The organism is Veillonella sp. ZSJB6 (assembly GCF_051549505.1).
GTDB lineage: Bacteria > Bacillota > Negativicutes > Veillonellales > Veillonellaceae > Veillonella.
This window is the reverse complement of record NZ_JBPUGE010000001.1, coordinates 139,206-153,926: the sequence shown is the minus strand read 5'-3', so window position 1 is coordinate 153,926 and position 14,721 is coordinate 139,206. Positions and strand designations below refer to the sequence as shown.

At 32.1% G+C, this 14,721-nt stretch carries 11 protein-coding genes; 6 read left to right on the top strand and 5 right to left on the bottom strand.

Going from position 1 to position 14,721, the window contains the following annotated elements; all coding sequences use genetic code 11:
* Positions 1 to 75: 75 nt before the first annotated feature.
* From ACSV5T_RS00700 to ACSV5T_RS00685, 4 genes are all read left to right on the top strand, one after another.
* Positions 76 to 735 carry an HAD family hydrolase gene (locus ACSV5T_RS00700; RefSeq protein WP_438319988.1) on the top strand — a complete coding sequence of 220 codons (660 nt, stop codon included), beginning with the start codon at positions 76 to 78 and terminating at the stop codon, positions 733 to 735.
* Between the two features lie 225 nt (positions 736 to 960).
* Positions 961 to 2,364, top strand: a complete 1,404-nt coding sequence (locus ACSV5T_RS00695) for a YkvI family membrane protein (protein WP_438319987.1) — start codon at positions 961 to 963, stop codon at positions 2,362 to 2,364.
* 14 nt (positions 2,365 to 2,378) lie between these two features.
* Positions 2,379 to 3,614 carry a threonine/serine ThrE exporter family protein gene (locus ACSV5T_RS00690; RefSeq protein ID WP_438319986.1) on the top strand — a complete coding sequence of 412 codons (1,236 nt, stop codon included), beginning with the start codon at positions 2,379 to 2,381 and terminating at the stop codon, positions 3,612 to 3,614.
* A gap of 338 nt (positions 3,615 to 3,952) precedes the next feature.
* On the top strand, positions 3,953 to 4,564 hold the full coding sequence (locus ACSV5T_RS00685; protein ID WP_438319985.1) for an acetate uptake transporter: 612 nt from the start codon (positions 3,953 to 3,955) through the stop codon (positions 4,562 to 4,564).
* Between the two features lie 117 nt (positions 4,565 to 4,681).
* Here ACSV5T_RS00685 and ACSV5T_RS00680 read toward each other — a convergent pair whose 3' ends face one another.
* On the bottom strand, positions 4,682 to 5,278 hold the full coding sequence (locus ACSV5T_RS00680) for a hypothetical protein (protein WP_438319984.1): 597 nt from the start codon (positions 5,276 to 5,278) through the stop codon (positions 4,682 to 4,684).
* A 176-nt stretch (positions 5,279 to 5,454) separates the two neighbouring features.
* On the opposite strand from ACSV5T_RS00680, the gene ACSV5T_RS00675 reads away from it, so the two are divergent.
* Positions 5,455 to 5,589, top strand: coding sequence for a hypothetical protein (locus ACSV5T_RS00675; protein WP_303931476.1), 135 nt, complete (start codon positions 5,455 to 5,457; stop codon positions 5,587 to 5,589).
* Between the two features lie 197 nt (positions 5,590 to 5,786).
* Here the strand turns inward: ACSV5T_RS00675 and ACSV5T_RS00670 are convergent, their stop codons facing one another.
* Positions 5,787 to 6,998, bottom strand: a complete 1,212-nt coding sequence (locus ACSV5T_RS00670; protein ID WP_438319983.1) for a hypothetical protein — start codon at positions 6,996 to 6,998, stop codon at positions 5,787 to 5,789.
* 175 nt (positions 6,999 to 7,173) lie between these two features.
* Here ACSV5T_RS00670 and ACSV5T_RS00665 point away from each other — a divergent pair, with 175 nt between their 5' ends.
* Positions 7,174 to 7,308: a hypothetical protein gene (locus ACSV5T_RS00665; protein WP_438319982.1), complete on the top strand. Its 135-nt coding sequence runs from the start codon at positions 7,174 to 7,176 to the stop codon at positions 7,306 to 7,308.
* A 276-nt stretch (positions 7,309 to 7,584) separates the two neighbouring features.
* Here ACSV5T_RS00665 and ACSV5T_RS00660 read toward each other — a convergent pair whose 3' ends face one another.
* The 3 genes from ACSV5T_RS00660 to ACSV5T_RS00650 all read right to left on the bottom strand — a co-directional run bounded on the left by ACSV5T_RS00660 (position 7,585) and on the right by ACSV5T_RS00650 (position 14,666).
* Positions 7,585 to 10,935, bottom strand: a complete 3,351-nt coding sequence (locus ACSV5T_RS00660) for an AAA domain-containing protein (protein ID WP_438319981.1) — start codon at positions 10,933 to 10,935, stop codon at positions 7,585 to 7,587.
* A 388-nt stretch (positions 10,936 to 11,323) separates the two neighbouring features.
* Positions 11,324 to 13,516, bottom strand: coding sequence for an SEC-C domain-containing protein (locus ACSV5T_RS00655; RefSeq protein ID WP_438319980.1), 2,193 nt, complete (start codon positions 13,514 to 13,516; stop codon positions 11,324 to 11,326).
* A 301-nt stretch (positions 13,517 to 13,817) separates the two neighbouring features.
* On the bottom strand, positions 13,818 to 14,666 hold the full coding sequence (locus ACSV5T_RS00650) for an Abi-alpha family protein (RefSeq protein WP_438319979.1): 849 nt from the start codon (positions 14,664 to 14,666) through the stop codon (positions 13,818 to 13,820).
* Positions 14,667 to 14,721: the final 55 nt, after the last annotated feature.

Genomic DNA, 14,721 nt, shown 5'->3' with positions numbered 1-14,721 from the left:
TAGTCTAATTTTTTATGAAAATTTTCTCCGTCTGTCATATAATAGAATAGTTAATAATTACATTTGGAGGTCCCTATGAAATATACAACCATCGTTTTTGATTGCGACGGCACATTACTCGATACAGCTACAGATTTAGCTAATGCTGTAAATCATGTACTACGTACACATAACTTCCCTGAAAAATCTCTAGCAGAGGTAAAAGCAGCACTCGGTAATGCAGTAACTTATTTAATGCGTCAATGTTTACCAAGTTCTGTAGCAGATAACGAATTAGAGCCATACATTGAAGAATTCAAAGCTTACTATGGTGAGCATCTAAAAGATACAACTGCTCCCTACCCAGGCATTCTAGATATGCTTGATGTATTGCGTGAGCAAGGTTATAAATTAGCTATCGTATCTAATAAAATCCAAGAAGGTGTAACACCACTTAATAAAGAGTACTTTGGTGATCGCTTACCTGTTGCCATCGGTGAAAGACCAGGCTTACAACGTAAACCAGCACCAGATATGGTACTCCAAGCATTAAAAGAACTAGGCTCTACACCAGAAGAATCTATTTATGTAGGTGACTCTGAAGTTGACGTAGCTACTGCAGAAAACTCTGGTCTACTTTGCATCGGTGTTACCTGGGGCTTTAGAGAAGAATCTCTCCACCAAGAACTAGGTGTAACACACATTGCCCGCAAAGCAGAGGATGTTACTACGATTATAGAAAAACTTAATAAATAAAGAGAAATTAGCACCAAAGATAAGACCTTAACTATAGATCTACTAATAATATCTAATTTATAGATATTATTATCTTTGATGCTATTTTTTATATTCTATACCCCTTGTAACCCCAATACTCATCTAGGGCGCACTCATTCACATCTCTCAATCTAATTGTATGATATTTAAATTTATGATATAATTATAAATTATGTTGAATAATATATTTGAAAGGAGGAACATATGATACATCAATCATGGAAAATTGCATTTGCCTATATAGGTGTTATAGTTGGTGCTGGTCTCTCTAGCGGACAAGACCTTTTACAGTATTTTATTAGCTTTGGTCAAATTGGTCTCATTGGAGTTCTATTACTAGGTCTATTAAATGCTGTGTTCGGTAAAATTATGCTCACTTTGGGATGCTATTATCGTGCAGACAACCACGAAGAAGTTTTTGCACAGATTTCTCATCCAATTATTACAAGAATACTTGATTTTGTTTTAATCGCTGGTAGTTTTATTATGGGTTTCGTTATGATAGCCGGTGCAGGATCAAACTTAGAACAACAATTTGGACTTCCTTTTTGGACTGGCGGATTAATTTGCTCACTTTTAATTATGGTCGTATCATTTATGGACTTTGATAAAATTACCAGTGTTCTAGGTGTTTTTACACCTATTATGATTGTAATGATATTCATCATTACAGGTTACTCTTTTATTGGTAAAAGTCATGATTGGACTGCGTTAGATACTATAGCCCGCACAATCAAACCAGCTACAAGCAATGTATGGCTCTCTGTCATTAATTATTATTCTCTATGTGCTATGACAGCTGTTTCTATGGCCTTTATTTTGGGTGGTTCTGTTGTTCGTATTGGTATTGCTGAAAAAGGTGGTACTCGTGGTGGCATATTAGTCGGATTAGTCGTTTTTATAGCTGCTGTCTCTATTTTTGCCAATCTAGATACAATAAAAGATGCAGATTTACCAATTCTTGCTATTGCTAATCAAATTCACCCGTGGCTAGCATTCATATATGCCATCACAGTCTTCTCACTTATTTTTAACACTGCATTCTCTCTTTTTTATTCTATTGCTCGACGTTTTGCTAACGGCAGTATTAAACGAATGCGAACTATTATTATTGCTGTAGTAACCTTAGGATATATTTGTAGCTTCTTTGGTTTTAAAGCTTTAATTGCTATCCTCTATCCGATTCTCGGTTATATGGGAATATTACTACTACTTATTCTTATTTATGGATGGCTTCGTGATCGTAAAGACATTATCATGGAAACACTATTCCGAAGAAAAATGCTTCATTTATCACTAAAAAAACATAGTCCTCACAAAACACTATCAGAAGAAGAACGTGAACTATTCCATACATTAGGTGATATTAGTCAAGCAGATACAAAAGCACTAAAAGAAGATATTCATGATGTAGCAAAAGAGATACTTTCAAATACAGAAACGGTTGAAGACTTAAAAGACTATGTAGAAGAGCATCTCACAATAGATGAAGAATTAATGCATGAAAATATCAATAGTCTACAAGAACAGCAAGACTCAAAACAAGCTGATTCACCTAAAAGTAAATTAACAAAAGAGTCTAATAAAAATAACAATACGATAAAATGAGTAATGAGGAAATAATGACCAGTGTAGAATTAGAAATTATATTAAAAGCTGGGAAAATACTTCTTAGTAGTGGTGCTGAAATCAGTCGTACAGAGGATACTATGAACTACATAGCACGAGCTATGGATTTTAAAGATTTAGAAGCCTATGTATCCAATAGAGGTATTTTTGCAACTGCGAAAAAAGCTGATGGAACTGAAATTACTCGTATTTATAACGTTCCTGAAGTCGATATTAACCTCAGTAAAATTGAATCTGTTAACGCCCTCTCCCGACGTATAACACAAAAAAATATTACTATTGAGGAGATTATAAGTGAACTTAATCAAATTGATACCATGTCAGACTATTCTATTTTTTGGAGATTAGCAGCTTATACGTTAGGAGCTTCAGGCTTTAGCTATGCAATTGGTAGCTCTATAACAGACTCTATAATTGCCGGTATTATAGGTTTGGTACTAGGTATCTATTTGTGTACCATTAAACGCATACTTAGATCTGATGTATTGATTACTATTTTAGGCAGTATTCTAATAGCCTTATTGGGTAATCTCTTTATCCACTTTGAATTAGGCTCCAACCTATCAGTTATATTACTAGGAGCCATGATTGACATTGTTCCCGGAGTTCCTTTCGTCAATGCTATTAGAGAGTATAGCCAGAATAATTATAATACAGGAATAACCCTTATGATGGGCGCGTTGCTTACCTGTATCTCAATGGCTGTAGGGGTTGCAACCGTTCAATCATTACTATTTAATACACAAATGATTCCTCTTTATACCTCTAATTTAGATACTAATTCCTTAACCTCTATGTTTATGCGTAGTATAATGGCTGGTATTGGTACTACAGCATTTGCAATCTTATTCCGTGTAGCTAAACAACATTTTATCGATTGTACAATATTAGGATTCATCTCATGGTTCTTGTTCTTAACATTATCTTCACTACAGTCTAATGTTATGCTCTCCATATTCATCAGTGGTTTTATCATTACCATTTCTTCAAGAGTACTGGCAGTTAAAAGAAAATGCCCTGCTATAGTCTTCCTAATGACTAGCTTGTTCCCTTTATTACCAGGACTTAGTTTTTATCGCTCCATTTATTATATGTTAATGGGACAAGAAACTATTTCCATTAGCTTCGCAAAAGAATCTTTTTTAATAGCTTTTACAATTGCTATATCAATTGTAATTGTACAACATATGAAACCAGATTTAATTAAAAGATTATTTACTGGTAAGTAATATTAACCTATAACAAATACATATAAATCAATCGATTTTAGATTTAAAACCGTAGAAAAATGGGAATTAAAATATTAGACTCCTCATTTTTCGCGGTTTTTCTTTTATTTTCTTAACTTTATTTCAATTTTCACGTTATACTTTTTACGCATAGATATTATTCCAAATCTATTGTCTTAAAAATGTGATATATGTTACATTTATGAGGCAGTACTTTCACATAGGTACGCTGTCAATTCGATAGCTAGTGTATTAAACAGGAGATGACAGCATAAAATCATGTGACTATTTACTGTATGGTTGTAGTTAGTTGTCCCCCACGGAGAAATGAGGAACAAATGGAAAACGAAGAAAGAAAAGTTGAAATGAGTGAAAATGTAGCAGATCCTACAGGTCTTGGTCTACTAGGTTTAGCTATTGTATGTTTTGTGGTATCCACGTCCCGCGTAGGCTGGTCTGGCCCAACAACATCTGTTATTATACCTTGGGCTGTTTTATTAGGTTCTTTGGCCCAATTAATTGCAAGCTATTTTGATTTCAAGAAAAATAATCCGTTCGGATCTGTTGTATTCGGTGCATACGGTTTATTCTGGTCTGCAATGGCTGGCGTTTGGTTGATCCAAATGGGCTCCTTCGGGGCTGAAATTCAAAAAGGTTTCGATGTAACACAATTGGCATTCGCATTTGTGGGCTTCTTAATCTTCTCTATCTTTGGTACTATTGCATCTTTGAAAACAAACAAAGTTGTATTCGCTATTATGCTACTTATCTGCTTCCTATTCTTCGGCCTAGCAACAGACCTATTCTTAGGCGGCAAAACAGGCTTCTTTGCTCTTGCAGCATGGTCTGAATTATTCATCTCCTTATTGGGCTTCTACGGTTCCGGTGCTGTACTTGTTAATAAAGTATTCGGCAAAACTGTATTCCCTATGGGTAAAAGCATTCTGTAATAGTTTAATAACTATATAAATTACTTGCCCGATAAAAGAGGTTCCTATGCGTCACTACGGTGACAATTAGGAACCTCTTTTATGTATGATTACTTTATTATTCTAATCCGATATCACTTATTTATAACTAAACTGCGCATCCATAATCATTTGGCGCAACTGCTCAATGCGAACACCATTTGGTAACTTGTCTCTATAAAACTGCAACTTATAATAGTAACGAGTATCCTCATAATCAGTAACTAATACCATGTCTGTCCTATTATGTAGTGGCCAGCCATACATAAATTCGGCTAGTAAACTGCGCACACCATCATTATTGACCTCTATTACATCATACTTAATAGGCAATACCATCTTTACAGTAGGTTCAGGAACCGTTCTATCTTTAACAATATTTTCAATTTCTTTATCTAAAGAGGTACTTGTATTATCAATAGATCTAGCTTTAACATGCATAAAGACATCTTCAGAGGTTCTAAACACCCTCCCGTCTATATCCTTTGTTTCACCTTTTGTTTCTACCGCTTCTTTTAATACTCGGAATTGATACGGTCCATAAAACTTGGTATCTGTAATTGCATCTAACGCCTCATCATATTGGCCATTATGTACATTTGTAACATGTATGAGAGGTCTAATATCGTTAGCGTGTGAAAACATCGACCCAGCTAAACACAAACCTAAACTTAGTAATGTAATACAACGTTTCATAAATATCTCCCCCACTAAACACTAATATTAATTGTATTGTAACATAGTCACTTTGTTTTTATGAAAGTAATTACAAAACGAAAGAGGTTCCTATTGGTCACCTAGGTGACTATTAGGAACCTCTAATCTATTTACTTTTATTATTTACACATCTATATTGAACTTGAGGCCTCTAAATGGGTCCAGCCTTTGCTAATCATCTAGAGATTGGCGGTGATCAATATGAGTACATTCAAAGTGTTATCACTCATGATTTCCTTTGGCATACTTGTGGCGACCATTATCATGGCAGCAAAGTGATTGACCTCTAGCTAAAAGCTAGCTTTCTAATCGTGGCATGAAAAAAGGCCCGACATTGAAAGTCAGACCGTTTCTTCAATTTTTTACTTTAGAAGCGAAGTCTGGCGTCGAAACCATTTATGCCTCACTTTGATATAAATTATATCATATCTAAACAGGGAAAGGAATCTAAGGATTTCTTTCCCTGTTTTGTTGTTAAAAGAGATTGTTAAATAATCCAAACATCTCCTTTATACATATTCCCTGTACCCGATAATTTTACATCAGTAATTAATTTACGTAACTGAGCTTTACTATATACCCCATTATTTAACGGGTATTGTATTGTGTTTACATACTTATGGCTTTCATCATATGTAATAAACATCAACATACCTTGTTGATTATCTAGTTCAAGATCTAGTAATAACCCTGGTATGCCATCATTCCACACATAAGTATGGAATCCCTTTGTTATCATTTTAGCCCCAGATACACCAAACAACTCTGCAGACTTATTATCAATCTTATTTAATATACGAATCTCATTAATTGTACTAAATATACCTTTTTCAGATTCATAATTAGGTTCAATGCGAATTTGTTGATTTATATCTTTATCAATTGTAAAAGTTACTCCATCCAATTTTTCATTTATATTCTTTGCTTTTACAGCTGTTTTTGGTACCCTGAAGGAATATGTTTTATATGTCTCAACCTTGCTATAATCATCTAGATCTTGAAGCGAATAGATTGATGGTACTACATAATTAGCCATTATTGTATTAATATCATTGGATGTGACAAGCTCCGTTGCACGCGGATAAAGGACAACAAAATACTCTTGATTTGGATATTTACTCAGCTCAAATTTTAAACCAATAATATCCATCTCAATAGCTCCGCTAAGGGTGGTCTTTCTCAAATAACCTTTACTAAGGCCGTCATATTTAAAAGCTACATCTGTTTTATCGGTAGTATTTGGTGTTTTATTTTCAATAATACCTGCAGCAATCATAGGTGATTCTACTAAATAATGAGCATTTGAATTAGGAAAATCAGTTATAGCCTCTTTCTGTATTGCGCTAAATGGAAATGTAACCGATAGTCCACCATCATTATTATGTAAATTCACAATTGTATTACTGTCAAATTGACGACGCTTGATAGAGTATAAATCATTTTTAAAGGATTCAACTTCATCATCATTAACAGCAGTACCAAACCCTTTAGATACTCCCTTTTTCGATATAGTCGAATCTATTATCCTTCTAGTTTCTACATCATAAGCATTCTTAATATTTTCAGTACTATATACCCCCTGTACATACACATCCTTAGCAATACTTGGATCTGCACCAGGAATATTCACATCAATAGCATAACTAGATACACTAACAGCACTTAATATTACAGCACTTAGTAATAATCGTTTTAACATATACATCTCTCCATAAAATAGTGATATTAATTGTATTGTAACATAATATAAAGATATCGATGAAAATAATTACAAAATGAAAGAGGTTCCTAATAGTCACCTAGGTGATTATTAGGAACCTCTTATCTCTTTACTTTTATAATTGACAGCACTATATTGAACTTGAGGCCTCTAAATGGGTCCAGCCTTTGCTAATCTTCTAGAGATTGGCGGTGATCAATATGAGTACATTCAAAGTGTTATCGTTAATGATTTCCTTTGGTATACTTGTAGCGACCATTATCATGGCAGCAAAGTGATTGACCTCTAGCTGAAAGCTAGCTTTCTAATCGTGGTATGAAAAAAAGGCCCGATATAGAAGTCAGACCGTTTCTTCAATTCAATAAATCTAGAAGCGAAGTCTGGCGACCAAACCATTTATACATCACTTTAATATAAATTATATCATATCTAAATAGGGAAAGAAATCTAAAGATTTCATTCCCTATTTTGTTTATATAAACCTTTGTGGTATTTAGTCTTTACAGATATATTATGCAGCATCCAACAATCTAACGATTTATAATAGAGGGCAAAATTTGTTAACTTAAATATCCTCTAGATTATATATAGGCAGGTACCGTTGTGCGAATGCAAGATTTTTATTGAGTTCCGCCCATTTAGTAGCATCACCAATAACATATACATATTCTTTTGCTCTTGTAAAAGCTACATTTACATTATTTGCATTAACCCATTTAATTGCGCCATTAGCAGAACCATCACTTTGGCAGCCCAGCATATAAATAACTACTTTAGCTTCTTTACCTTGGAAGGTATGAACAGTCCCGATATTATCCTTTAACCAACTGCTCTTATTATCTTTATCTGTCCAGTTGACAATATCATCACTAATGGATTCCATATACTTTTTAAAACCATACGAAACAGTAGTAAATGGTGTAATAATAAAGATATCTTTAAACTTAGTATTTCTTGCTCGTAACTTTTGAATTAATTCAAATGCAATTTGACCTTGTATTTGTATATATCTATCTTTACCAGTGCTTGAACCAATATTACTTGCATCATATGTTATCCAGCAGCTCTCTTTGTATGGCTCAATAGGATCTTTGAGATTTATGGTCTTATTAATCATAAATCCACCATAAGATAACTCATTGGCAACTGTAAACATTGGATCTTTACAACGTCTATGAATAACAAGCGGACACCCTACCCACGACTCAGACCCATCAAGGTTTTTGATAATGCCTGCAAATGGATTTTGTGCATCAGCTAAGCTTTGTACAGATAGTTCTTTACTCCGATATTTACCAATACCTTCGCCACCAATTCTTTCTACAAACAAGTCCTGCACAGTTTGTACAGGTTCAATCTGTTTTGGATCACCAACTACTATTGCCTTTTGTGCGCGGAACAATGCCCCTACAAGCATATGAGGTGACGCTTGTCCTGCCTCATCAATAATGATGGTACCTAACGAGCTTTCAGATTTACAGTTAATCAAGAATCTCTCCACAGCAGCAAAAGTAGAAGAAATAACAGGCACGGCAATCATCAAGGAATTAAGTAATGCAGGGAAAATCACATCAAGGTCAAAGTTTTTCTGTAAATTTTTCTTTTCATTTAATGAACCCCAATACTTACATAGTAATTGCATATTGTTTCTAAAAGCATCACTCATAACGATAGTCTTTTGTACTTGTAAGGCATCATACAATAAGCGTTCTCTACTTTCATTTAAATAGTTACACACATATAAGAACGCAGTGTGTGCCTCTGAGCGGTCCTCATCAGATGACATTAACTTTGATGCTATATCATCAAAGCAATATATCGTATCTTTACCACTAGATTTTAATGTACCTAAAATCTCTTGCTGTGTTTTCTCTACACCTTGAACAGTAGCATCAAGATTTTTAATATCAGATAATAGGCCATCTTTCGTATTAATTATGGATTCGCGCTCATTGACTAACTGATGTAATGCAGACAATTGGTCTTTAACAGTATGAAGCTTTGTAGTCTCCTCTTCAATTACCGATAACAATGTAGGGTTACCCATAGCTTTTAAAATAGACCAATTAGTAGCGTGCCACAGCTTATCAAAAATAGAGCGTTTAGCATTATACTCTATTAATTTAGTCTCAATATTATTTTTATGCTCAATCAACTTCAATAAATCATCGTCTAAGGTATCATATTCACTTAATTCTTCATCGATTGTATGAATTTCCTCTTGTAATTCATCAATTCTAAATTTTAGCTCCTGAACTAATTTAATATTATCTTCATATGTTGTTACATAACTAAATAATGCTTTTACAAGGTCATATTGTTCCTGAAACTGTTTTTTAGCACTTTCAAAAGCATCTTGAACATTAGGTATACGCATAATAGAGGACATATCTGAAGATAATACATTTAATACAGACATAAAGTTAGTAATGTTAGCTTTCTTACCAAGTCTAGCAGAAATTAATCCCCATTGTTCATTACTCTTTGCTAAACGATCAGCTAAAAACGTAAAATATACCTCATTAGATTTAACATATTCATAATTCTTATCCTCAGTAAAGTAAGATAAATCAACCTGTTGATTACTCGAATCAGGATTAAACAAGGTAGAGCCATTGGTTCCCTCTTCCACAGAAGAGATATTCGGTAATTCTAAGGTAATATTTTCAACAGCCTTGTTGTTTGATGAAAGCACCAACATACCATATATGGCAATATCACTAGGTATAGTATAGTAAAAGGATTTTCCATCTTGACCCACAACCTTTTCGAATATATCGTTTAAATGATTGCTTTCACAAAACTTAGCAGCACGTTCAACAATATTATTAGCAATTATATCTTTTAATAATGTAGTTTTGCCTGTACCAGGAGGTCCATTAACAGAAAAGATATCTTTAGGGTTCTCCTTAGCAATATTAACAGCAATTTGCTGCATAAAGGATAAATTAAACTTTGAAGGCCATCTACCATATGGTAAAACCTTCGGATTATACCACTTACGCATTTGATCTGTATCTTTCAACAAATCATAATGCTCAATTTCTTGATTAAGACTATTGATATAAGACAATACCTTATCATTATCCTTTAATGTATCAATATGATGTAATACTAACTGTAGATCATCAAGGAAAAAGCTAGATTTTAAATCATTAATAGGCATTGTCTCAGCCTTAACAAGCTGAATCTCCTCTGCCGTAAAGCCACAGTATCCATAAATATCGCCAGCACGGAATAGGTTAACCCCCATAGGCTTTAAGATATTCTCTTGTAGATACGCATTGATCTCACGTGCAGCCTTATCAAGCGACACCTTTTCCTCAGGAAGATTAAAACTATTCTCGATGTCTTTAACAACCTCATCCCAACCATCAAGCTTAATATCTTTAAACTCTATATCAGGCTGACACATCATCTGATAAATCACCCAAATAAACGGAGCAATTTGAAGGCTCCCCTTTTTATAGTATCCATTTGAATCAACGACAAACGATGCACTATATACATTCCCGTGATATGGCTTTTCCGGATATTCAATTTCTAATTTATCAATAAAAGCTTCTAATACTTCAGTCCCTTTGACTACCCCCAAAAGAACAGCATGTTCATCATCTAACACGTAGTCTTTTTCATCTTTGAAACACTTAATCCTATCGATAATAGAGTAATTATAAGAATAATTTGGCAATGGGACTACATACGTAGAAACACGTGAATTTGGATTTTTCCAACAGTTTTTTATTACAGACTGTTGGTAAATAGTGGTTTTACTAGTATTAGTCTTATTCTCAATATGAACTATGAGTTCATCATAATTGCGATTTGAGATCGCTTTATATGGTGGAACATCTTTCGGTTGCAAGCATTCAAGTGTGTACCAGTAATTTATAATTTGTTTTGCAGTATCTCTCATCTATATCTACCCTCTCATTAGACTAATGGAAGTATTATACAAGTAGAATAAAGAGTTTTCATGAAAACCAATTAAAAAGGCTCCTACTATCGTAGATTAATACAACAGTAGATGCCTCTTGTTGCCCCTCTGTATTATACACTTCATACACATTATTAGGAATGCTCAAATCATTAATAGATATTATAAAATAAGCTTCTAGGATTTTAACATCCACGATGTTAGCATTTATTGTAAAACTATGGCTAAGTAAGTCATTATAAGAATAAATTTTGCCTTTATAAATTACTAATTATTTTCTTAGCTAACATTGTGATGCATACGATAATAAAGAAATTCTAAATAATTAAACTTATTAAACCATATCGATATAATTTGGTATTTAGTTTTATGCAAATCGACCACAACATTTTTTATATTTTTTACTACTACCACATGGACAATAATCATTTCTTTCACTTGTAGAACCGTTAATATTTATTAAATCTTCATTTGTTATAATATGAGAAACTTCTACATCAATAGTGGAATTGGATGAATAACAATTATAATCTACTATATTACCTAATTTATCACATTCAATTTCTAAAATTCTATTATTATTAAAGCCCCAACGATTTTCAAATCCTACTAAATTGACATTTCCATTCATTTGTAAGATAACTTTTAAATTTAACCCCTCAATATAACAAAGTTTATTCCATAAATTCTCTCTTTTAATATACATATAGGCTCTTCCTAATAAATTTCTATGTTCTCTAGAAAAAGATAATATATAGCGTAAAACACAAAGTTTATTATCACTTACAATTCCAGTCTCAACATTTAATATTTCTCTATAAATATTAGGAAAATTAAACCCCTTATCTATCTTTTGTGGAAAATTTTCATTTAAAAACATCATATATTGATCAATATTTTTATGTCCGTTAATAGCCATAACTTTGGTTTTTCCACCATTTAACAATAATCTTTTATTATAGTTTGAATTCATCATATAAGCTTCAAGATGATCTAATTCATCATTAAAATATAAAGAATCATTTTTTAATGCAATAAATCTATTTTGGATAAAATCTAAAAATACACATGGTGATTTAATTATATGTTTTATTGTTAATAGGTCTACTATTGAAATACACCATATATCTTTCATATTTTGTAAAAAAGCTACTTTATCACTTTTAGCAGTCATAGTAGTCATTTGCTCTACTGTTACAGCTATTTTATACAGTTTTTTAATCCTACTAAGATTAATGTCAATCACATTACTATGATCGCTATTTGTTACCTTTATATTCCTACAAGGTAATTCACCTATATAATTTTGCATTCTCGATGCTTGTTTAGATGCCTTTTCTAGTAAACTTTTGTAAGACTCTATATGTTGTGAAAAGTCTTCAAATGGAGCCGTGTAAACAAAACTCCCTGCTTTAACCTCTATTATAAAGCCAATATCATTATAAAGAATTAATACATCATTTTCGACATAATCATTACAATCGGTAGATCTATAATAATTAGATTGATATATACTACAAGCAGGTAAAATTTCTTTAAAGACTTTAACTATAGCAGATTCACTAGCATACATTTGTACATCTGACCATTTGTATTCAGGTTTAATTCTTTTCACCATTTTTTGTAAGGCTCTATAAAAATTATCTACAAATGAATAATAATCGAAACAATATACTATATCATTTAAAATAATAAAAGGTCTCTGTTTAATTGGTAGGTCAACTATAGGCCAATATTTATAACGAGTATGATTAGCAAATTTATTATCTTCAGACAAATTAAAAGCTAAAGAATTTACAAATAAATCTGTCCAATTAGTTGTTGATTTAACCTCAAATCTTTTAAAACCACCTAATAACTCACTAATACGAATAATCTCCTCATTTGAATCTTTTTTTTCAAAATATTCCAATTGTTTCTTTTTACTTAAATCTTTAAATCGTTTCCACTCCTTAAGCATTTCGATAGGAATACGGTTAAAATCATCATATAGTGATTTTTTTAAGGCTTCAAATCCACTAATAATTGATTCAACTGACATCTGAAATAGCTCTTTAAACATATCTTCATGTGCCTCTAATAATAATTGCAAATATTCCTTATCTAACACAGGATATCTATCACCTCTAACATGATACATAAATTGTGCTTCAATAATATCTAAAGAAAGAGTTGAATCCTTTTCTAGATGGCTATCACTTGTCTTAAATGTAAACCAATACGTATCAGTTAATTCAAAAATTCGATCAAGATGATTTTTTAGATTTTTAAAGCTATCTTCTTCTAACTCTAAATTTTCAAATTTCAATGAAGTTGACACCAATAGGCTTTGTATATACTCAGTATATCGGTGTAATTCATTTGAATCCCAAATTCCCTGTATTTTATTTCTAAATAATCTACCGATTTCTTCTTCACTAAATTTTTTTAATATTACTTCTGGCTTATACAATGATAATAATTTAAGTAATTCAGAAATTAATTCGTTAATCTCACGTTCTATTTCTAATGTAGCATCAGACACTTTAAATTCTTTATTTACAATCTTATCATTTAGCATACTTATTATCCTTTTACAAAAAAATATATAATTACGCAACAAATTTTAAAAGTGTTTCTATCGGCAATTTTATTAGCATCTCTAAAATAGACTTTTATGGATAACCTATAATTTATATCTTACCTAACAAACTGTTCTGATATTGAGGTATTCACTAAATAGTTATCATTTAAACTGATTTTAGTACTTATGTACCTTTATAAAGTTAGGTGTATCAAATGTTTCTTCCAATAGTATCATTTAAGAATAACGAACACTTTATCGTTAATTAATTTTATAAAAAATATAAGAAATGCCTACACTATTCAATACAAACTTTCATAAAATCTAATCCTAAAGCTGTAATTTTCGCAACACCTTTTTCAGGTGCAAATATTAAATTTTTACTTTCACAATACTCTTTATCAGACACATATTCGGGTAACTGCTCTATACGCTCATAATGCTTATTATCAGTTAAAAATTCTATATAACTAATCTCTAAAATCCCCAAGCGAACAAGATTAGAAATTGTCGCTGGAGAACCTTTCATGAAATCACTAAATTCTATCTCACTATTGTCTTCTTTTATTTCACTTTGATGGGGTTGAATATATATATCTTTTAGTGAAGTAATATATCCTTGTGCTTCTTCTTTTACTCTCCATGTCGTTTTCATTAAAGGTATAGATACCTTCTTTGTTAAATATAAATATTTTAATAATAGTGCTTCCGTCGGCATTAGATTTTGAATAATATAGGTCATTGCAGGATGAATAATAGTAGTATTTTCTTTTAATAGTGATTTAGAAATAAGTTTAGAGTACATAGATTTTAACTCTTGATTACTCATGGAATACATATAAGCATTAATAGCAGGACCAACAATATAGTCTGGTGCTACATCAACAATTCTATCTTCTGGAAAATCTTTTAAGTTTTCTGCCACCTCATCTTGCAAAGTAGTTAATTTATCAATTCTTTTTTGAGACCATAAATCAGCACTAAAAGTTAAGGCCTTAAAAATTTTTGCCCCTAAGACTCCTGCTTCTTTAATAGTGGGACTTGCAAAATCATCATATAGTTTTTTTCCCCCAAATGCTGCCGCAACAGTAGTACTATCAGGTAAAGCTGTTGAAATGGAGTTAATAATGCTTAAAACATCATTCATAAAAAGACCTCCCACATAATGTCAATTAATATTTAAATTTAAGTCTTACAGATAT